Origin of the sequence: Paenibacillus sp. FSL H3-0469 (assembly GCF_038051945.1) — a bacterium.
Lineage (GTDB): Bacteria > Bacillota > Bacilli > Paenibacillales > Paenibacillaceae > Paenibacillus_AQ.
This window is the reverse complement of sequence record NZ_CP150302.1, coordinates 2,406,388-2,427,782: the sequence shown is the minus strand read 5'-3', so window position 1 is coordinate 2,427,782 and position 21,395 is coordinate 2,406,388. Positions and strand designations below refer to the sequence as shown.

Annotated in this window: 15 protein-coding genes; all 15 read left to right on the top strand. The window is 50.3% G+C overall.

The features are described from left to right. Positions 1–96 precede the first annotated feature (96 nt). On the top strand, positions 97–1,350 hold the full coding sequence (locus NSS83_RS10500) for an extracellular solute-binding protein (RefSeq protein WP_341348220.1): 1,254 nt from the start codon (positions 97–99) through the stop codon (positions 1,348–1,350). A gap of 32 nt (positions 1,351–1,382) precedes the next feature. Then, the gene (locus tag NSS83_RS10495; RefSeq protein ID WP_173128580.1) at positions 1,383–2,261 is read left to right on the top strand and encodes a sugar ABC transporter permease; all 879 of its coding nucleotides are present in this window, start codon (positions 1,383–1,385) and stop codon (positions 2,259–2,261) included. After that, on the top strand, positions 2,261–3,079 hold the full coding sequence (locus tag NSS83_RS10490; protein ID WP_341348219.1) for a carbohydrate ABC transporter permease: 819 nt from the start codon (positions 2,261–2,263) through the stop codon (positions 3,077–3,079). The genes NSS83_RS10495 and NSS83_RS10490 overlap by 1 nt, the downstream gene beginning before the upstream one ends. A 34-nt stretch (positions 3,080–3,113) precedes the next feature. Continuing rightward, positions 3,114–4,280 (top strand): glycoside hydrolase family 172 protein, encoded by a 1,167-nt coding sequence (locus tag NSS83_RS10485; protein WP_341348218.1) that lies wholly within the window; start codon positions 3,114–3,116, stop codon positions 4,278–4,280. 47 nt (positions 4,281–4,327) lie between these two features. After that, on the top strand, positions 4,328–5,764 hold the full coding sequence (locus NSS83_RS10480; RefSeq protein ID WP_341348217.1) for a GH32 C-terminal domain-containing protein: 1,437 nt from the start codon (positions 4,328–4,330) through the stop codon (positions 5,762–5,764). A gap of 629 nt (positions 5,765–6,393) precedes the next feature. Then, entirely contained in the window at positions 6,394–7,854 is a 1,461-nt protein-coding gene (locus tag NSS83_RS10475) for a glycoside hydrolase family 32 protein (protein WP_341348216.1), read from the top strand. Positions 7,855–7,869: 15 nt separating this feature from the next. Next, on the top strand, positions 7,870–9,219 hold the full coding sequence (locus tag NSS83_RS10470) for an extracellular solute-binding protein (RefSeq protein ID WP_341348215.1): 1,350 nt from the start codon (positions 7,870–7,872) through the stop codon (positions 9,217–9,219). An 82-nt stretch (positions 9,220–9,301) separates the two neighbouring features. After that, a complete protein-coding gene (locus tag NSS83_RS10465; protein ID WP_341348214.1) occupies positions 9,302–10,183 on the top strand; it encodes a sugar ABC transporter permease in 882 nt (293 codons plus the stop codon). Beyond that, a complete protein-coding gene (locus tag NSS83_RS10460) occupies positions 10,183–11,019 on the top strand; it encodes a carbohydrate ABC transporter permease (RefSeq protein ID WP_341348213.1) in 837 nt (278 codons plus the stop codon). The genes NSS83_RS10465 and NSS83_RS10460 overlap by 1 nt, the downstream gene beginning before the upstream one ends. A gap of 72 nt (positions 11,020–11,091) precedes the next feature. Further along, positions 11,092–12,843, top strand: coding sequence for a sensor histidine kinase (locus tag NSS83_RS10455; protein ID WP_341348212.1), 1,752 nt, complete (start codon positions 11,092–11,094; stop codon positions 12,841–12,843). 15 nt (positions 12,844–12,858) lie between these two features. Further along, positions 12,859–14,427 (top strand): response regulator, encoded by a 1,569-nt coding sequence (locus NSS83_RS10450; RefSeq protein ID WP_341348211.1) that lies wholly within the window; start codon positions 12,859–12,861, stop codon positions 14,425–14,427. A gap of 122 nt (positions 14,428–14,549) precedes the next feature. Further along, positions 14,550–15,878 carry a sugar ABC transporter substrate-binding protein gene (locus tag NSS83_RS10445; RefSeq protein ID WP_341348210.1) on the top strand — a complete coding sequence of 443 codons (1,329 nt, stop codon included), beginning with the start codon at positions 14,550–14,552 and terminating at the stop codon, positions 15,876–15,878. Positions 15,879–15,968: 90 nt separating this feature from the next. After that, positions 15,969–17,750 (top strand): histidine kinase, encoded by a 1,782-nt coding sequence (locus tag NSS83_RS10440; RefSeq protein ID WP_341348209.1) that lies wholly within the window; start codon positions 15,969–15,971, stop codon positions 17,748–17,750. A gap of 5 nt (positions 17,751–17,755) precedes the next feature. Continuing rightward, the gene (locus tag NSS83_RS10435) at positions 17,756–19,369 is read left to right on the top strand and encodes a helix-turn-helix domain-containing protein (RefSeq protein ID WP_341348208.1); all 1,614 of its coding nucleotides are present in this window, start codon (positions 17,756–17,758) and stop codon (positions 19,367–19,369) included. Between the two features lie 95 nt (positions 19,370–19,464). Next, complete coding sequence (locus NSS83_RS10430) at positions 19,465–21,378, top strand: GH32 C-terminal domain-containing protein (RefSeq protein ID WP_341348207.1); 1,914 nt, start codon at positions 19,465–19,467, stop codon at positions 21,376–21,378. Positions 21,379–21,395 lie beyond the last annotated feature (17 nt).

Genomic DNA, 21,395 nt, shown 5'->3' with positions numbered 1-21,395 from the left:
TCGTTTTTAGATACGCTTACAAAAAATATAATAGGGTTGTAGACAGAGAGGACAAGTTATTGAGAGCACTTACAAACAAAGAGGAGGTAATGACTTTTGAAGAATCATGGGGTCAAATGGGTAAGCATGATGCTAATGGCAGGGCTGGTTCTTGGTGGCTGCGGGGCTAAGAATAATGCGGCAGAAGAAGTGAAGGGCAGTGAAGCTGAGAAGAAAATTGAATTTTTTCAATGGAAAGTGGAAGCGGTTAACTTTTTTGATGAAAAGATCAAAGAATTCGAAGCTGCTAATCCCGGGGTCAAAATTGAGCAGGTCAATGTTCCCGACGGTCCCGCGGTGCTGAAGACCAGAGTTGCCCGGGGGGATATACCGGATATCTTCATTTCCTACCCGATTGAACAAGACTATGTGCTTCGCGCCCAAAACGACTATCTGCTTGATCTTACTAACGAAGATTTCGTTAAGAATATCATCCCGGAAGTGCAGGACCGTTATTTGATCGACGGCAAAATGTATGGAGTGGCCCTGAGTCAGAATGCAATGGGCGTCATTTACAACAAGAAAATGTTCGCTGAGAACAAGATCGAGATTCCTCAAACCTGGGATGAATTTGTCGCTACCATGGAGAAATTCAAGCAGCTGGGCATAACTCCGATTCTGATGCCTAATGCGACAGCAGATGTTAGCGCCTTCAATATGAACCTGTTGGTCAACTCATTTGACAAGGCATACTGGGAGAAAGCCAACAAGGGAGAAGCGAAAATCGAGGGTGACCCGCTTTGGGAAGATATCGCCAAGAAAATGCTAGTAGCTTATGATTACGCGCAAAAGGATTCGATCGCAACCAAGGCGGATCAGATCAACCAAAAGTTCGTGAATGGTGAAGGTGCTATGTATGTCATGGGGACATTTATATTGCCGCAATTAGAAAAGCTGAACCCGGAATTTGAATATGGTATGTTCCCATTCCCGGCCACCAATGATAAAGACAAGAATCTGGTTCTTGGCGGAGTGGACACCGGATTCACGATATCGTCCCAAGCCAAGTATCCGGAAGAAGCTAAGAAGTTCCTTGCCTTCCTCACCTCTAAAGAGAGTGCACAACAGTTCTCCGACTATGAAGGCAGTATCAGTGCGGTGAAGGATGTCCAAATGAACAAGGAGCAAGTGAAACAGATCGCTGAGCTAGTGAAAGAGGGACGTTCCTCGAACTGGCCTAACCACTACTGGCACGGAGGGACTGGAGCGGAGAACGATTTCCGTAAATACTCGCAGCAATTCCTGATGAGCAGAGACAGCAAGGCGTATCTAAAGAATCTGAACGACATGTTCATAATGTATAAAGAATAGAGAAATTATAGATAGAGAAAGGGTGTTGACACATGCGACAGAAAGGTGGGCGTGCCTCCTGGATAAATGCCGGGTTTATACTGCCCGGGTTGCTGTTGCTGATTGTCTTTCATACGTACCCGCTGATATCTGGATTTGTTTACAGTCTTACGGACTGGAACGGAGTGGCGAGAAGCTTTGACTTCATCGGGTTGGACAATTATGTATCATTGCTGACGGATGCCCGAATTCTAAATACACTATTATTCACTTTTAAGTATGCGCTGGTGTGCGCGGTCATAGCCAATGTAGTGGCTCTGGCCGCGGCCCTCGCGCTCAATCGCAAGATGCGGTTCAGAAATATGCTCCGTTCGATTTATTTTTTACCATCTGTTCTGGGCCTCTTAATTATCGGGTATATTTGGCGGGAAATCTTCGGCAAAGTGATTCCTTTACTAGGAAATTCTCTTCATATCAGTTTTTTGCAAAGTAATTTGCTATCCGACTCTGACTTAGTATTCTGGGCAGTTGCGTTAGTTACGGTATGGCAGTCAGCTCCTCTGCTGCTTGTGATTTACCTGGCAGGACTGCAGACCATTCCTACAGATCTGTATGAGGCGGCAAGCATCGACGGGGCAAACCGGTTCAATGAATTTGCGAAAATTACGCTTCCGTTGATCATGCCCTCCATTACGATATGTTTTGTCCTGGCCATGAAGAATAACCTGATGGTGTACGATTTGCTCGTTGCCCTGACCGGTGGCGGACCAGGCTTCAGTACCGAGTCCGTAACGATGCTGATCTATAACGTCGGAATTCTAAATAACCGCTATGCCTATGGGCTGGCCTCTTCGATTCTGCTGTTTATCATTATTCTCCTGACCGCTTTGCTGCAAGTTGTGCTGTTGCGGCGGAAGGAGGTGCAGCTGTAATGAAGTCGAACCGTTATGCAAATTGGGCTATACAGCTTCTGGTATGGCTTGGGGCTGCACTGATGCTGTTTCCGCTCTATCTGACTGTTACCGTTGCACTGAAGAAGTCTGGGGAGGGCGGCAATATTATGACTTTTCCCAAAGAAATATACTTTGGGAATTTCAAACAGGCCATTGAGCTTGGACGATATTTCGAGGGATTGCTGAATTCGACCTTCATAACAGTCATCTCCCTGTTCCTGATCATTTTGTTCGGGGCGAGCACTGCCTATGGCATTTCCCGAAGCCGTTCCAAGTCTTCCCGCTTTCTGTACTACTTCTTCATCAGCGGAATGTTCGTTCCGTTTCAGGTGCTTATGCTGCCTCTGTTGAAGCAGATCAGCGCGGTGGGGCTACTGAATAAATACGGTGTTATATTGCTCTATACGACTTACAGCCTGTTCCAAAGCGTCTTTCTCTACACTGGTTATCTAAAGTCAATTCCGAAGGAGCTGGAAGAAGCGGCTCAGGTGGATGGATACGGGCCGTTCAGGCTGTTCTGGAAAATCATTTTCCCGCTGCTGAAGCCGATGACGGCCACGCTGATCATTCTGAATACGATCTGGATCTGGAATGATTTCCTGCTGCCGCTGGTTATGCTGTCCGATCCGGGCGAATATACGCTGCCTTTGCTGCAATATGTATTCCAGACACAATATTCAACGGATTTCAGCCTGGCATTCGCGTCCTATCTGCTGGTTATGCTGCCGATATTGCTTGTATATTCCGGCCTGCAAAAATACATTATTAACGGGATCGTAAGCGGCGCTGTCAAATAGTGCAGGCCCGGATCTGAAGGGAGATTATAAAGAGATGAGTGAACTATACGATCTGATTCATAAACAGCCCGGCAAAAGCAGACGGCAATCGAGCTGGGACCAAACCGGAGGGAACCGGGATAATGTCACGGTCAAGGCAGGTGCCTCCTTATCTATCGGTCAAATTAAGGGATCAGGAATCATCCGTCACATTTGGATCACAATCGCTTCTGAAGAGCAGTATGTATTCCGAAAAATGCGTCTGCGCATGTTTTGGGATGGGGAAGCCTCGCCGAGTGTCGATTGCCCGATCGGTGATTTTTTCGGAGTCGGACACGGAGTAGCCAGCCATTTTGTGTCTCAGCCTCTGAATATGATTACTTCGCAGCATGAGATAGAGACCAAAGCGGCGATGAACAGTTTCTTTCAGATGCCCTACCGCAAAGAGGCGGTCATTGATATCGTGAATGAATGCGAGCAGGATATCGTGTTGTATTACTATATCGATTATACAGAAATGGCTGTAAGCGATGATTGCTTTTATTTCCATGCCCAGTGGAGACGCGAGAATCCAACGGCGGGCAACATGGACCTTGCGGCGCTGCGTCCGGCGCATGATCTGCAAACCGATCCGTGGTGGAGCGAGAATCAGGTGAATGCGGCCAAAAATCTGTCGGGAACCGAGAATTACTGCATCCTGGATGCAGAAGGAGAAGGTCACTACGTTGGCTGTAATCTGAGCATAGACCATATCGACCCGATTCCTGGCTTCAGCTGGCCGGGGGAAGGCGACGATATGTTCTTCATCGACGGAGACCAGTGGCCGCCGACGCTGCATGGCACGGGTACGGAGGATTATTTCTGTGCGGCCTGGGGATACCCCTCGGGGAAATATGATTCCCCGTATCACGGGATCTCACTAGCGGCACCGCTTCGGGGCTATGGACCTGCATGGCGCTCTAAGGCAACGATTCCCTTTAAGGATTATTCCGGTAAATGGACCATGTACCGCTTCCATCTATTGGACCCGATTATATTCAGCAAGTCCTTGCGCTTCAGCATTGAGCATGGCCACGGCAATAGTCAATCCAATGACTATTCTTCGGTCGCTTACTGGTATCAACGTGAGCCGCATAAGGCATTTCCAGAAATGCTGCCGGTGAATCTCCGGCTTCCGCTGTCCGAGAAGGAGAGCGCACGCAAATTTTATCAGGGCTTCTAGCAGGTGAGAGAATTCATTATTCAATATTTCCCGAGGAGGAATTTTTAATGAAGGGCAGCAGACATATTTTCTTTATGCCGGAAAAGGAACGGGCACCGATGCCTGGTACTGACGTATGCGGGGACTTTATGCCATTTTACCATGAGGGTGTTTACTACCTGTTCTATTTATATAAATTCTGTATTTATTATACCACCACGAAGGATTTCGTAAGCTACACCGACCCGGAGCCCGCACTCATTTGCGGCAGTCCCGAAGATCAGCACTGGCATATCGGCACCGGCAGCGTCATCCACCGTGACGGCGTCTTCCATTTCTATTTCTCGGCATTTAATGAGGGGCATAAGGATATTGAAGGGAAATTCGAGCAGGTGCTGATGCGGGCAACGAGCACAGATCTCAGAAGCTGGACCTTTGATCCTGACTTTTTTGTGACACCGGATGTGGAGCATTACGGCAATTTGCACTGGCGTGACCCGCATGCCTTTTGGAATGAAGAAGCGGGCTGCTATTGGCTGGCCGTAACAGCGACCGAGAAGGATGAACTGCTCCACCGGAGCAGCTGTACCCATATCATGACTTCTCCGGATTTGAACGAATGGACGCACAGCAAGAAGCTGTACGCCCCTCGCATGTTCGACTCCCAGGAATGTCACGACTTCTTCAAGATCGGCGATAAATGGTATATGATCTTCTCCAACCTGACCCGCTGGTGGGAGACCCGTTACCGGATGGCTGACAGCCCCGATGGGCCATGGATCACGCCAAGCTTCGATGATATGTTTGACGGACGGGCGTTCTATGCAGCTAAGACCGTAACCGACGGGGAACGCCATTATCTGGTGGGCTGGCAGGGCATCCGGATGAACATGGATGACAATGCCAAGTATCAATGGGGAGGCAGTGTACTGGTTCATGAGCTGGTGCAGCGCCCGGATGGGACGCTTGGCGTGATGCCGGTCCCGGCGGTGGAGCAGTCCTTCGACCGCCCGCTTGTGCTTAACCCCGAGGTCCATCTGGGTGAATGGAGCGGGACAACCAGCATCACGGGTATTGAGCGTTATGGTTTTGGTTGGCAGGAGCTCGTGCAGCTTCCGGAGCATGCTCTGCTTCAGGCGGATGTAGACTGGGAGCCGGGAACCGGTGCCTTTGGCTGGATGCTGCACACGGGTGGAGACAAGCTGGAACAATGGTGCCAGGTTCGTATAGAGCCTGAGAGGGGGAGACTCCTGTTCGATCGTTCGAACAAATTCCACGATGATTATCATTACATCGAAGAACGTCCAATCTCCCTCAAGGCAGGGGAGCCGGTCCGGATCAAGGTGATCATCAGCGGCAACATCATTGTCGCCTATGCCAACGATGTTGCACTGGCCGCCAGAGCCTATGATTTCCCTACAGGGGGAGCCGGCCTGTTCATCGAGAACGGTGAAGCGGTCTTTACAAATGTTGAGATCAGAGGAAATGTTGAGGCAACACTTTAAACTATTAATTCAAAAGAACCTCCGTTTGCCACTTTGTGATGGCAGACGGAGGTTTTTTTATAAATATAAGAATTTATTGTTGCACACGATAACTTTGGTGAACATTTTTGGGTGATAGCTGTCACGGCCGCCGCCGGTTTCCGGGATATCTTCTTCCAGATCCATTGGCAAGCAAAGTGGGTCCATGGACTATTGAATGTACAAAGAAATCGCTCCTTTTGAAAGGGTTGGGTGGTACCTCCATTTTACCAAAAAGGTGATTTCTTTTTTTGTGTTTGTTGAAAAAAGTGTTTCCGTATCCGGCTTAAACAGCGGAGAGGACGGAACGATTGTGGAAAAGCGGCAGCGGTCGCCTTTGTCCCCGGATTTTCACCGCTAAGGAGAATCAATAAAATCTGGGGACAACAGCGATTGGAACAACGGTCCGTTCGCGGAGCGTCCACCCAAGTGCTCACGTTGATCTTACTCCAAAATAAAGGGCTGTCCCAAGCAGCCAGTTCATGGCTTTTGGGACAGCCCCTTGATATTAAAAGCCAAAAATATTGAACACAGGATAAAGAACTTGGAATATAGAGCGCTTTCTTAATGTTATATACTCAAGGCACGTTAAAAGAAAGGGGTTGCAAACATTGTCGAATTTGTTCTACAGGCCGGCAGGAGCCTGGGTGGGAGACCTCATTCCCTACTATAAAGACGGTACATTCCGTTTGTTCTATCTTCATGACTGGAGGGAGAATAAGAGTGTTCACGGAGAGGGAACTTCCTGGTTCGAGCTCCGCACAAGCGATTTCGTACACTACGAAGAAATGGGCGAAATGCTGAAGCATGGAAGTGTGAGCGAGCAGGATCTCAACTGTTACACCGGCTCGATCATCGAAGCCCAGGGAGAATATCATCTGTTCTACACCGGCCTCAATCCGAATCCGGAATTCGTAGAGAACGGAGTGCCGCTCCAATGCGTCATGCACGCCGTGAGCACGGATATGGAGCAGTGGCGGAAAATTCCCGAGGATACCTTCTATTCCGACGGAATTCAATATGAAAGGCATGACTGGCGCGATCCCTTTGTATTCTGGAACGAAGAGGCGGGGGAGTACTGGATGCTTCTCGCCGCCAGGAACAAAGAAGGTCCTTCCCGGCGCCGGGGAAGCATCGGACTCTGTGCTTCGAAGGATCTGAGGCAATGGGAAATCCGCGAACCGTTCTGGAATCCGAACATGTACGTGACCCACGAATGCCCGGACTTATTCCAAATCGGGGAATGGTGGTATCTGGTCTACTCCACGTTCTCGGAGCGGTTTGTCACCCATTACCGCATGAGTAAATCTTTAAGCGGACCTTGGACGGCGCCGAGAAACGATGCGTTTGACGCCAGAGCGTTCTATGCCGCCAAAACATGGAGTGACGGAAACAAGCGCTATGCCTTTGGCTGGGACCCAAGCAAGGAAAACGGGGATGATTACGGGGATTGGCAATGGGCCGGGAATCTGGTCGTGCATGAACTCGTTCAGGAACAGGATGGAACCTTAACGGTGCGTATCCCGGAGACGGTCTCCCGTCATTTTGCCAAGGAACAGGCTGCCGTGTGGGGTTCCCGGCTTGGGGAGTGGAAGGAGTCAGAGGGAGGGATAGCGGCGGCGGCGGACGAGACCTTCTCTTGCATATCTGCCGGTTCCATGCCGGAAACCTGCAAAATTTCAGCCCGGTTATCCTTCACCGAAGGAACCAGAAGCTGCGGGATTATGCTTCGGGCAAGCGAGGACAACAACGACGCCTATTATATTCGCCTTGAGCCTATTCATAACCGACTGGTGTTCGACATGTGGCCCCGCCGGATCGAAGGGGAGATGCAGTGGCATATCAAAGGAGACCACCCGCATGCGGTGGAGCTGGAGGTGCCGGTAGAATTACATGCCGATACGAATTATAATATCGAGATCGTTGTGGAGAATTCGGTTTGCGTCGTATACTTGGCCGATCAGGTCGCAATGACTACACGTTTGTATAATTTAAAAACCGGCAACTGGGGCTGTTTTGTTCAGGAAGGCCGGGCGAATTTTGAACAGGCATCCCTTGCGGTTCCCAACTAACAGGAGGTCTTATAAATGAAACGTTATGTCAAAAGGCTGACTCTCTCGTTATCTCTGGTTGTCCTGGCGGCGACGGTGAGCGCATGCGGAGGCACAAATACGAATAAGGGCGCTTCAGAAACAGGATCGGCAAATCCGCAGAAGGTGGACAAGAAAACATACAAGTGGTTCGTGGCCCGCGGCGTAGACAGCCCTCCGGCTGTTACTGTAAAGGAGATTGCAGAGGAGTTCTCCCGGACGCATCCTGAATTCGAGCTGGTTCTGGAAGGCACGGGGGATCGTCCGTCCTACCTGCAGAAGCTGCGGACCTTGATTGCCAGCAATGAGATGCCCGCCATGTTTGATACAGATTCGGATGCCTATGCTTCCAAGCTGGTGGAGCAAGGTAAACTGGTCGATATGAAAAAGCTGCTGGAGGAGCTGGGGAAATATAAAGATTTCCGCCCGGTGGCTCTGCAATATCAGCAGTTCGCAGACGGCAGCATGTATACTTTCCCGCTGGAATATGGCATCGAGGTATTCTGGTACAACATCAAGATGTTCAAGGATCTTGGCCTGGAGCCGCCGAAGACGTTCGATGAGTTCATGGAGGTTGCCGAGAAGCTGAAGCAAAGCGGGGTTACGCCGATTGCTGTCGACGGCAAGGATAAGTGGCCGGTTCTCCGGTATCTGGCGTACAAACCGTTCCGCATGACAGGCAATGATTTCATCGAGAATGTAAAGCAGGGCAAAGCATCCTTCAAGGACCCGGCCGGCATGGAAGGGATTAAGTTCGTTCATGATCTGGGCACCAAAGGGTACTTTCAGCAAGGATTCACTGCAACGGATTACACCGCAGCGCGCGATTTGTACCTGAGCGGCAAAGCCGGTATGTACTACATGGGTTCGTGGGAGACCATGAACTTCGTAAATGATAAGGTAAGTGCAGAAATGAAGGACAATATCGGATTTTTCCGGCTTCCCATGATGGAAGGTGCGACAACGGCTGACAATGATTATTTTATTAACTCGGGCATTGGCGTTGCCTTCAACAAGGAGACCTTCGATGATACGATGAAGGAATTCGTCAAGTTCCTTCTGGAGCAATACCCGAAGGCCTATACGGAGAAAGGTCAATTCTCGCCTTTCAATTATTCACTTGATCAAGAGCAGGGGATGCCGGAGCTCTTCTACAAGATTCAAGATGAAATCGCCAAATCCGGCAACGTCTTTGCGGTCCCGTGGGATACGCGCCTTGATCCGGCCACGAATGAGCTGCTTGGCAACGAATTGAATGCTCTGGCTCTGGGAGCGCATACTCCTGAAGAATTTGCCGAGCTGATGGATCAGGCGATTAAAGAAAACGCGCCGAAATACTTCAAATAGCGATACTACACATGGCGGCCGGCCGCAAGCCGGTTGGCTGCTGTAAGTACAATAAAACTAAAATTAGGGAATGAGCAAGCATATGGATAAAGTCCTGCGCAACCGCAAAGCCGCTCTCGTCTTTCTGCTGCCTGCATTACTGGTGTATTTACTCACCGTGCTGGCGCCTATCCTTTGGTCGATGTACTTCAGTTTCTTCTCCTGGGACGGAGTATCAGATATGCTCTATATCGGCTTTGACAATTACACCAAGATGTTCGGCGGAGATAAGACCTTCTGGAAGGCATTCAGCAACAATCTGATCTATGTCTCCATTATTGTAGCCATGCAGGTGTTGCTCGGTTTGCTGGTTGCCATCCTGCTGACCAGCATCACCAAAGGGAGAGAATTGTTCAAAACCTTATATTTTGCCCCTGCCATCATCACCTCAGTAGCGATAGCCCAGTTGTTCCAAAATGTGTATTCGTTCGAGCCGGTCGGAATCCTGAACTATTGCCTGCAGCAGATCGGTCTTGGCGACTGGAGCAAGCCTTGGCTGTCCGACCTCCATTGGGCTTTGACTGCGGTATCGGTACCTGAAGGCTGGCGTTATATCGGCCTTTATATGATTATCCTGTATAGTGCATTGATTTCCATTCCTGCCGATATCGAGGAGGCGGCCAGAATGGATGGAGCTTCTTCGTGGAAGCTGTTTCGTTCGATCAAAATGCCGCTGATTAAGCCGGTTCTGATGGTCTCAATCATTATGGCGACTACGGGGGCGCTGAAAGGGTTCGACATCCCGTATATCATGACGAACGGGGGACCCGGCCGCGTAACCGAATTATTGCCAACCTATATGTATAAAACCGCATTCTCCAGTCTGGACTTCGGCTATGGCAGCGCGATGGCTGTATTTATCGTCATTGAAAGCCTCATTGCAGTTGCCTTTATCAGACGGATGATGGACAGTAAGGAGTCCTGATGATGAAAATTTCTGGCTATTCCAAGGCGGTCCTTCTAGTTGTTTCCTTTGCGCTGCTTGTCATTCAAGTGTATCCGCTGGTGTGGGTGTTCATCTCCAGTTTCAAAGGTCCTAACGATTTCTCAGGGGATAATCCGCTCAGCCTGCCAAGCCAATACACCTTCGATAATTACTTCAATGTGTGGAGCAAAGGGAACCTGGGGACTTATTTCTCCAATAGTATCATAGTCGCTGTGACGACCATCGTGCTTGTGATCTTATTCAGTGCCATGGCCGCTTTTGTGATCGAGAAGATGTCGTTTAAATGGAGCCAAAGTGTGCTGTTCTTATTTCTGTGCGGCATTATGATCCCGATTCAGGTCGTGCTTATCCCGCTGTTCATTCTTTATAACAAAATAGGGATTATCAATACACTCGCTTCTCTTATTTTGCCTCAAGTAGGTTTTGCCCTGCCGATCTCGATTTATCTGTTCGTGAGCTTCTATAAATACATTTCGAATGAGATCATGGAGGCCGCTGTCATGGATGGCTGCGGTGTGTACCAGGTGTTCTGGCGGATGATCTTCCCTCTATCCCGGAATACGATCGTCACAGTTGTCGTTATGAATCTGATATTTGTCTGGAATGAATTTATATTCGCCAATACGTTTATTCATGATCTGAAATCACGGACCATTCCAGTTGGCTTAATGGATTATATCGGGCAGTACGGTTTGACGGATTGGGGAGCGACCTTTGCGGCCATCAGCATCACGACCATTCCGACGATGGTGGTCTACTTCATTTTCAACAAGAGTGTTATTTCCGGCATGACGGCAGGAGCAACGAAAGGTTGATCTCCCGCATCCCTTGGCCAGAGGGTATACTGAAAGTACCAGGCTGCAACTTTGCAGGGTCAGGGGGATCTCATGAAAATACACCGGCTGTTCCTGTCGATCAGCATTCGCAGCAAAATCATTATACTTTCCATCGCCTGTTCTTTGCTGCCGCTTGTCCTGATTGCTTCCTTAACCTTCGTCTATTTAAGCAAAGTGATCGAAAACAAGATGTCCGACACCACCTCCAATCTGCTGGGCTCCATCAATTGGAATATCCAGACGTTCGTGAACGATGTGGAGGCGATCTCGAAGCTGATGCTGTCCTCCCGTGACGTTCAGAATTTCCTTTCCTATACCAAGAATGATTTCAAGGAGATCTATGACCTTCAAAATGCGACCCGCAGTCTGATCGTCAATATTACCAACAACAAATCCTATATACGTTACGTTTATGTGGGCAGCGGGCAAAGGGAACTGATTACCACGAACCAATGGGACAGGTTAACGTACGACAATATCTATCAGGCAGTCTCACGGACGAAATGGTATCAACAGGTGGGAGGGATGGGCGGACGGGGCTTGTGGCTGAACAGCGATGAAGTCCGGCTTGTCAAGGATACTCCGAACCTGCTGCTGTATGGTAAACAGTTAAACAACCTGGAGACGCTCGAACCGATCGGCATGTTAATTATTTCAATCGACAGGCGGGTCTTCGATGAGATGTTTCGAAATATTTCCAACGCGGAAAACGGGAATCTGATGATTCTGGAGCAAAATAAAGTCATTTATTATAACTCCCGCACGGCCGACCTGAAGCAGCTTCCTCCCAAAGAAATGGATCTGCTTTATGGCTTGCCTGAACGGGGGACCCGCATCGAAACGATGGGCGGAGAACGGTATGTCATCACCTTCGATACCAATCCGGTAACCCAGTGGAAAGTGGTTAGCATGATCCCTTATTCTAATATCAATTCGGAAATTGTATGGATACGTAATATTACGCTAACACTGACAATGGTGGCTTTCCTGCTGGCTGCCTATGGTTCGTATTTAATCTCGAAGCGTATCACGAAGCAATTGACTTTACTCTCCTCTGTTGCCAGAAAAGCGGCCAAACGGGAGAGGATCGAAGGAATCCTTTTTCAGGAGGAAGATGAAATCGGGAAAATAGGCAATCAGTTCTTGAGGACCTTCCGCACCAACTCTGAATTATCGGACAAATTAATAGAAGCCAGGCTCAAGGAGCGGGAAGCAGAGCTGCATGCGCTGCAAAGTCAAATCAACCCGCACTTCCTGTACAATACACTGAATTCCATCTATCTGATGGCCGAACGAATCGGTGCCAAAAACATTTCGAAAATGGTCATGTCGCTGTCTAACATGTTTAAGTTAAGCTTGAATAACGGGGACTATATTACCACTGTCCGCAATGAGATCGACCAGGTGAAAAATTACTTGGAGATTCAAAATATCCGCTATAACGGAAAGTTCGAGGTGACCATTGAGCTTGAACCGGAAATTGAGCATATCCGTATGCTTAAGCTTCTGATACAGCCGCTGGTGGAGAATGCGATTTTTCATGGAATCGAGCTGAAGGAGAGCCAAGGGAATATTTACATTCGGGGACGTATCGAAGGAGAGACGCTGGTATTCGAGGTCGAGGATGACGGCGTAGGCTTTGATCCTGCGGTTACGCAGCCTAAGGGCTATGCATTAAGGAACATCCAGGAGAGGATTCAATTGCATTATGGCCAGAACCACGGGCTGCGCATCGACAGCATTCCAGGCACCGGAACCAAGGTTACCCTAAGGATCGGAATTATGGATGAAGACCGGCTATGAAGGTGGGATTACATCATGTATAAACTGTTTATAGCGGATGATGAACAGCTGGTGGTGGAGACATTGTCGGCTGTGATCGACTGGAACGCGTATGGGATAGGGATCGTGGGGACGGCAACTAACGGCAAGCAAGCCCTGGAACGGATTCTTCAGTCCGATCCGGACATTGTGCTGACAGATATCCGGATGCCCGGCCTGAATGGGCTGGAGCTGATCCGTGCCTTGAAGGAGAAGGGCCATAAAGCGGAGTGTATCATCATTAGCGGGTATTCCGAGTTCGAATACGCCAAAGAAGCCATCAAGCTGGAGGCTGTGGATTATCTGATCAAGCCGGCAGAGCTGGAGGAAGTAGCCAAGACTGTCTCAAGAGCGCTCAAGCGTCTGGAGCGTAAAGCGGATGCCACGGAGAATCGCCCTGAGCTTCGGAATGTGGCAGCGTTGGACCGGGCGGCGTTTACAGATCTAATCGTCCATGCCAAACGCCCATCGTTCGATCAGACGCCCTACGAACGGTATAACCAGTTTGTGGTTCTCGTGATTGGAAGTACGCAGACGCTGTGGCTTGAACGGTTGAAGAATAATGGCGCTACGGATGCTCTCCTCAGCTTTTTGACGAATCGCGGAATCGTTGTGGACCTGCTGTACGAGCAGCAGAAAGTCATCTTATTATGTATGGCGGCCATGGAGGACAACGAGCCGTTAACAGGAATTTTGCTGGCTGCAGCCGAAGCCTTCTCGAAGGACAGCTCAGCAGACGATATTTCATTGTCGTTTGGACTGGGGCCGGTTGTAGCCGGAATTATAGATGCAAATCTCTCTTTTGTAGCCGCTGACAAGGCATGTGAAATGGGGGTGTTCTTTGGGGTTCCGGTTATGGAGGGGAGCCGCTTAGAGGAGATTACCCGCGTATCCGGGCAGTGGCTGAGCGAGTGGTCTGACTCCCTCCAGTCCTTCGTCCGTTACGAACAGAAAGAGTTCGAGGAGAGGCTTGAACGTTGGATAGAATGGGGGACGGGACGGCTGATGGCTCCTGTTCTGCTGAAGAAGGCAGGCATAGAGTGGGGGAACCGGATGCTCGATCTGATTGAACAGGACTATGGAATCAAGATTGAAAAAGTAATCGGCGCCCGCCCGCAGCTGATGGACAAGATACTGGACACGCCGGACTGGGCGTCTTTGCAGCAACAGCTGCAGGATTTAGCGAAGAGTGTGCAATTTTATCTGAGTGTAACCAAGACTACGATGAAGGAAAAGGTGGTTCAAGAAATCAAAGCGTATCTTGAATCCCATTACCATGAAAATATTGGGCTGGATCAATTGGCCGAACGGTTCGGCCTTAATTCTTCCTATGTAAGCAACTTATATTCCAAGTCGACCGGACAGACCATTCTGGAATATGTCACTTTGCTGCGCATTCAGACAGCGAAAAAGATGCTGAGAGAAAGCAGCTTAAAAATCTTCAAAATATCCGAAAGGGTCGGCTATGATAACCAGCGGTATTTCTGCCAGGTGTTCAAGAAGGTTGTGGGTGTAAGTCCCGGCCAGTATAGAGAAGAACATATGATGAAAAGTGATTGCTTTTGATAGAAATACCGAACATTTTAAAAGCTCAGTGCAGAGAATAATGAATTTTATCATCGGGCAGGTTTGATAATATTCAGTTGTAAGCGCAGACAGTAGACAGTAGATGAAAGGGGAGGGCATTATTGAACAGTAAGAGTAAAGTGGTACTAAGCGCAATGTTGGCATGCGGACTGCTCGCCGGATGTGGAAGCAAAGGGGATAACGCGCAGCCGGAGGCGGGAAGTTCGTCGGCACCCAAAGAAGAGAAGGTGTCGCTCAAATTCTGGAGAAACTCGGGGAATGACGCCGAGAATTCAGCCTATGACAAGCTGGTGGCCTCGTTTAATGAAGCGCATCCTAATATAAAGGTTGAGATGAGTCCGATTCCGTATGCCGATTACGATACCAAGCTGAGAACATCCATTGCTTCGGGCAGTCCCCCTGATATTATGGCCGTCGATGGCCCGAATATGGCATCTTACGCCCAGGCGGGTGCTTTACAGCCGCTGACCGCCTATTTCAAGAAGGATGGCAACCTGGAGGATATTCCGAAATCGACCATTGCCACGTACACCTATAATAATGAAATTTACATGGCTCCGCTCACCGAATCCTCCATTGCTCTTTTTTATAATAAAAAAATGTTTGAAGCGAAGGGAATTCCTCTTCCCTCCAAGAACCCGGAAGAGCCTTGGACTTGGGATCAGGTGCTGGATGCAGCTAAAAAGCTTAACGACCCGGCCAAAGGCGTGTACGGCATTGATCCGGCGCAGGGCTTCGGTAATGCAGGAACAGCAGCCTACTTTAAATATCCGATTATTTGGCAGTTTGGCGGCGAGATCATGAGTCCGGATGGAACAACTTCCAAAGGTTACCTGGATAAGCCAGAGACCAAAAAGGCGTTGCAATTCTTCTCCGACCTGTATAATAAGGATAAAGTGTCCTCCCTGGAATACCCGCCAGATCCGTTCCCGAACAATCAGCTGGCGATGACGGTCGACGGCTCCTGGTCACTGGGCAATTATGCCGACAAGTTCCCTAATTTCAAATTAGGCGAAGATTATGATATCGCCCCGCTTCCGAAGGAAACCCAGCAGGCTGTTGCGAACGGAAGCTGGTCGCTGGCCATTTCCTCGAAGAGTAAGAATGCCGATGCTGCCTGGCAGTTTGTAAACTGGGTGACAGGTTCTGAAGGAGCTAAGACCTATTGCTCCATCACAAAGGATATTCCGGCCCGCTATTCGGTAGCCAACGAGTTCCCTGAGCTGGGTCAATATCCGAAGAATATCTTTGTCGTACAGAATCAGAAATTCGGCAGACCGCGTCCGATTACACCGGTCTTCCCGCAAATGTCCGAAGCGGTAAACAAGATGATTGAGGAAGTGACCATCGCCGGACGCAACGCGGATGCAGCCATTGCCGACGCCATCAAAAAGATTGACAAGGCATATGCAGATCTGCCGCAAAAATAATAAAATTTCCAAACATTACAGAAACGGCAGCCGCCCTTTAACCAAAGGGCGGCTAAGCCGTTTCCACTTGTAGTAAGGGGTGCGGTTGTCATGTTCTACTCGTTACGCAGCAGATTGATGTGGGCTTTTTCGATCCTGCTGATCCTTCCGATTACGGCGGTTGTCTTCATCCTCAGCAAGGAATCGTCGGAGCAGATCCGTAAATCTACCCAGACGTCCACACTGCAAACCATAGACCAATTTGCCTCCCATGTCAGCACACTGCTGACGCAGATTGAGGATATGGGCAACCAGGTGCTGAGCAGCGACATCACACAGGAATGGATAACCGCCGATCTGAACGATGAGAGCACTAATGGGGAAAGATATCTGGCCAAGCAAAAGATGCGGGAGCTGTTATCCTCTTATGCGATCAATAATTCGAATGTGATTTCCATTTCCACCTTTGCGGAGGGAAAGGGCGGGTTATGGACACAGGACCTGGGCTACTTGAAGAGCAGCTGGTACAGCCAGTTTAAAGAGCAGGACGTACGCTGGACGCAGGCTCATAAGGACAAGGATCAGGCTGACGACAGCATACGTTCGAGCGAGATCAATAGTCTTGTGCTTCCTTTGGTGCAGCTCCAGTCCTTTAAGGATGTTGGAGTAATCAAACTCAATTATCCTACGGTGCTGCTGCGCCAGGATTTGGATAAAATCAGCTTCGGCAAAAGCGGCAAAGCCTTCCTGCTGACGGCTGAAGGCCTCAGTGTACTCAATCAGGATCTGACAGGAGCTGAGGGGCTGCTTAGAGACGGGCTTGCTACTGTGCAGAAACAGAGTGGTGGACAGACCAGCGGCATTTTTCCCCTTCACCAGGGGGGGACCGACTATCTGTTCTTTTACCGCAGGCTGCCTGCACAGAACTGGCTGATCGTCGGCGAGGTGCCGGAGGCGGAGCTGTATGCGACCATCACCAGGCTCAAAGAAACGCTGCTCCTTGCCAGCTTTGTGCTGCTGATCCTTGTCATTATTGTGGCGCTGTGGCTCTCTACCGGCATAACGAAGCCATTAAGTGCCATGGCCCGGGCCATGCGGCATGTGAGAAACGGGCAGTTCGAGCTGGCGATGAAGGATATGCCCAAGGTTAGATCGCGGCAGAGCGAAGTGGACTATGTGGCTGGTGTATTTGAGCAGATGACCCATCAGCTGAAGTATCTGATCGAGACGGAATTCGAGACCAATCTGCGCCGGAAAAATGCCGAATACAAAGCGCTCCTGCTGCAGATCAATCCGCATTTTTACAACAATACACTGGAAATCATCAGCGGTCTGGCGGCGATGAAACGGGAGGATCTGGTCATGGACGCCACGGAAGCACTGGGTAAAATGATGCGTTATTCGCTGAGTCTCGATACGGATCTGGTACAAGTCAGCGAGGAGCTTGGCTATATCCGTGACTATCTGTTCCTCCTAAAGCTGCGGCATGAGGATCATCTGATGGTGGAGGTCCGGCAGGATTCCGCTGCGGATCAGCTGCTCATCGCCAAGTTCATTCTGCAGCCGCTGGTAGAGAATGCGGTGAAGTACAGCCTGGATAAAGGGGGAATCGCCGAGGTGGCGATCACCTCCAGTGTGTGCGGCGAGCGCCTGCACCTGCAGATTCAGGATAACGGTTCAGGAATGACACCGGAACTGATCGCCAGCATTCTTGCCGATACGGAGCTTAGGGACAGTGTGGGAATCTTAAATCATAAAGGGGACAGCATCGGACTACGCAATGTACTCTCCCGCTGCCGTCTGTATTACGGCGAGCAGTTTGAAGCCGTGCTTGATTCGAAGCTAAATACAGGAACAACCATTACACTGAAGCTGCCGCTGATAGAGAGGTGATTATTATGTATGACATTATGCTGGTGGATGATGAGAAGGGGGTCCGCAACAGTATCAAAGCCAAAATCGACTGGGAAGCCGCCGGCTTCCGGGTGGTCTCGGAGGCCTCAAGCGCCAATGAAGCGCTGCAGCTGCTGGAGCAGGGACCGCTGCCACAGCTCGTCATCGCCGATATCCGTATGCCGCAGATGGACGGCATTGAATTTATCCGCATCTGCAAAACGAAGTATCCGCTGCTGAGGACGGTTGTGCTGTCGGGATACTCTGACTTTGATTATCTGAAATCGGCCATACAGCTTGGAGTGAAGGATTATTTGCTGAAGCCGGTAGCCCGCGCAGAACTGAATGAGCTGCTTGGCAAGCTGGGTGAAGAAATTAGACAAGAGCAACAAAAGCTGCAGGCCTCAAGGCAGGATCTGCTGCAGAAAAATGAGCAGCTGCGGCTGCTGCAGGAGAATTTTTTGCTGCAAATGGTCAAGGACGAGTGGTACAGCCTGGCGGCGATCAAGGAGCGGCTGCAGCAGCTCCAGTTGACCCCGCTGACGGCGGATGATCTGAAGCTGCAGTTTGTCGCTGTGGAGATGAGAGTGCCGGCAGGGCGGATGGCGGACCGGCAGGAGCGTCGGGATCTGCTCAATTTGGCTTTTCAGATGTTATGCCGGGAGACGGCTGCCAAGCGGGAAGGAATCTATCCATTCAGCGATGTTGCCAATTCCGCGATGATGTATTTTCTGGTTATTATGGAGCCGGGGCCTGCCGATCGGACGGACAGGTTCGTAGAAGAACTGAAACGGAACATCGCCAGTTACCTGAAGCTGGAATGTGTGACGGGGATTGGCGAGGAAGTGGAGGGACTCAAGCGGCTGAAGAACGGTTATGCTTCATGCATGTTGTCCTGGAGTCAAAGCACCGTGTATAAAGATGGGAAGGGCGAACGGAGCCAAGTGATGGAGCTTACGCAGGCTTTTACCCCGGAGGTGGAGCGGAAGCTGGTGCAGGCGATTGAGAATTTGGACATGAGTACCTTCCGCCAGCAGCTTGACACCATCTTCAGTAGCGAGAGAGATACGCCGATGTTTGCTTTTACCTTTCTGGCCCTGCGGATGCTGCTGATGTTCAGCTCCATTGCCAAAAAATTCGAGCTCGGCGGCTCCGCCCTGCAGAAGTATTTGTGGAACTGTCAGATGACCATTGCCGATTACCAGTCGCGTGAAGGCGTGCGGGGGCAGATTGATGAGCTGGCGCAGCTTGTCATGGGCGAAGTGAAGAAGCTCCGCTTCTCCAGCGGACAGCATATGGTCGAAGCGGTCAGGAAATACGTGGAGGAGAACTTCTCCTACGAGCTGGCGCTTTCTTCCCTCGCTGAAATGTTTCATCTGAATGAGACCTATTTATCCGGGCTGTTCAAGCAGCATGTGGGCATTACGTTCAGCGACTATGTCACCAGGCTGAGAATGACCAAGGCGGAGCAGCTTTTGCAAGAGAACGAACTGAAGCTGACTGATATCGCCATGCTTGTCGGCTATTCCAGTTCCAGCTATTTCAGTACCTCTTTCAAGAAAAACAGCGGCAAAAGCCCCAAGGAATACCGTGAATGGTATTTGAAGAATCACCCCTGAGAACATCACAACTTCTGAGCCGATCATATTGAAATAATTTCTCTGGCCGTTCAGCTACAATAGTGTCAACCAAACAAGGAATAGGAGTATGCAGCATGAATGTTTCCGGGGAGAAGCAAGCGCATAAAGAGAGCAAAACTATAAGCAAACTGGCGTGTGCGGCTGTAGTACTGCTGGTTATCGCAGGGTGCACTATTGGCGGCAACGGCAATCCTACCAGCAATACTTCTGATGCTAAAACTCCGTCCAATGCGATCTCTAATCCTGCACCTGCGGCCTTTCAGTTTTCTGATGATCCCAATTACTACACGGAGCTATACCGCCCGCAGTATCATCTGTCGCCGGAAAGCGGGAATATGAGCGATCCGAATGGAATGGTTTATTTCGAAGGTGAATATCACCAGTTCTACCAGAACAGCGGCCAGTGGGGTCACGCCGTCAGCACGGATCTGATTCATTGGCAGCATCTGCCGGTAGCGCTCCTGCGCGATTCGCTCGGGGAGATCTGGTCAGGCAGCGCCGTGGTGGACTGGAAGGATACGAGCGGTTTTTTTGGCGGGAAAGCGGGACTGGTTGCGATCTTCACCCATTTCAAAGGGGGAATGCAGTCGCAGAGCCTGGCGTACAGTTCTGATAAAGGGCGCACCTGGATCAAATATGAGGGCAATCCCGTGATTCCTAATTCAGGACTCAAGGATTTCAGAGATCCCAAGGTGTTCTGGCATGAGCCTTCGCACGCTTGGGTGATGGTTGTCTCGGTGGACAACCGGGTGAGATTCTATTCCTCTCCAGACCTGAAGACCTGGCAGATGACCAGCGAATTCGGCGCCGATCAGGGCTCACATGCTGCCGTCTGGGAATGTCCGGATCTGTTTGAGCTTCCCGTGGAAGGCAGCAAGGAGACCCGGTGGGTGCTGGCGCTCAGCATCGGCAATAACAGCTCAACCCGTGGCTCGGCGGCGCAATATTTCATCGGCAGCTTTGACGGACAGACATTCAAGAACGAGAATGAGCCCTCCAAAGTGCTGTGGACCGATTACGGAAAAGACTTCTACGCCGCAGTGTCCTACTCGGATATTCCGCAGAGTGACGGCCGCCGGATCTATGCCGGCTGGATGTCCAATTGGCGCTATCCGTTCTCGATGCCAAGCGCTCCGTGGAAAGGGAATTTGTCGCTGCCACGGGAGCTGAAGCTGCGCGACATTCCCGGTGAGGGATTGCGCCTCGTCCAGCAGCCGGTGCAAGAGCTGGAAGCCTTGCGTGGCCAAGCGGTCAAGCTGGAACCCCAGCGGCTAGAGCCAGGCAGCAATCCACTGGCCGGTCTGCACGGGACCTCCTATGAACTCGATACCGAGTTCACCGTGAAGGGGGAGGCGGAATTCGGAATCAAACTGAGAAAAGGTGCAGATCAGGAGACCAATATATCGTATAACAACGCGAATTCAACACTAACGGTGGATCGAACCCAATCAGGCGACAGTTCATTTGAAGCCGGGTTTGCCGAAACGGTCCAGGCGCCCTTAAGAGCAGTGAACGGTAAAGTCAGGCTGCATATCTATGTGGATGAATCGACGCTGGAGGTGTTCGGCGCAGACGGCGAGACTGTGATTTCCAGTATTCTTTTCCCGGAGGCTACCAGCAATGGATTGGAGCTGTATGTGAAAAAAGGGGACGTGATGCTGGACCAGGCCGTCATGTATCCGATGGCCAGTGTATGGCGGAATGAGGAGCCTGACGGCTCGGAACCGCTTCGCGTCCTGCTTAGCCAATCCAGTGTGGATGTTCCGCTAGGCGGCACTGTGGAAGCGGCAGCGGCGGTCGTTCCGCTAACAGCTCCCCAGGAGCTTACTTGGGTGTCGAGTGATGAGGCCGTTGCCCAGGTGGAGAGCCATGCCGGGACATCCGCAGCCGTAAAGGGGCTGAAGGAAGGCCAGACGGAGATTAAAGCTCTTGCCCCGGGTGGGCAAATCTATGCCGTAATGAACGTGTACGTCTATAAACCGGATTGAAATGGAGTGAAAAGATC

What these genes read in the sequence shown, in the direction of transcription:
- NSS83_RS10495 (WP_173128580.1), top strand. Translation starts at nt 1,383, where the DNA reads ATGCGACAGAAAGGTGGGCGTGCCTCCTGGATAAATGCCGGGTTTATA.
- NSS83_RS10490 (WP_341348219.1), top strand. Translation starts at nt 2,261, where the DNA reads ATGAAGTCGAACCGTTATGCAAATTGGGCTATACAGCTTCTGGTATGG.
- NSS83_RS10485 (WP_341348218.1), top strand. Translation starts at nt 3,114, where the DNA reads ATGAGTGAACTATACGATCTGATTCATAAACAGCCCGGCAAAAGCAGA.
- NSS83_RS10480 (WP_341348217.1), top strand. Translation starts at nt 4,328, where the DNA reads ATGAAGGGCAGCAGACATATTTTCTTTATGCCGGAAAAGGAACGGGCA.
- NSS83_RS10470 (WP_341348215.1), top strand. Translation starts at nt 7,870, where the DNA reads ATGAAACGTTATGTCAAAAGGCTGACTCTCTCGTTATCTCTGGTTGTC.
- NSS83_RS10465 (WP_341348214.1), top strand. Translation starts at nt 9,302, where the DNA reads ATGGATAAAGTCCTGCGCAACCGCAAAGCCGCTCTCGTCTTTCTGCTG.
- NSS83_RS10460 (WP_341348213.1), top strand. Translation starts at nt 10,183, where the DNA reads ATGATGAAAATTTCTGGCTATTCCAAGGCGGTCCTTCTAGTTGTTTCC.
- NSS83_RS10455 (WP_341348212.1), top strand. Translation starts at nt 11,092, where the DNA reads ATGAAAATACACCGGCTGTTCCTGTCGATCAGCATTCGCAGCAAAATC.
- NSS83_RS10450 (WP_341348211.1), top strand. Translation starts at nt 12,859, where the DNA reads ATGTATAAACTGTTTATAGCGGATGATGAACAGCTGGTGGTGGAGACA.
- NSS83_RS10440 (WP_341348209.1), top strand. Translation starts at nt 15,969, where the DNA reads ATGTTCTACTCGTTACGCAGCAGATTGATGTGGGCTTTTTCGATCCTG.
- NSS83_RS10435 (WP_341348208.1), top strand. Translation starts at nt 17,756, where the DNA reads ATGTATGACATTATGCTGGTGGATGATGAGAAGGGGGTCCGCAACAGT.
- NSS83_RS10430 (WP_341348207.1), top strand. Translation starts at nt 19,465, where the DNA reads ATGAATGTTTCCGGGGAGAAGCAAGCGCATAAAGAGAGCAAAACTATA.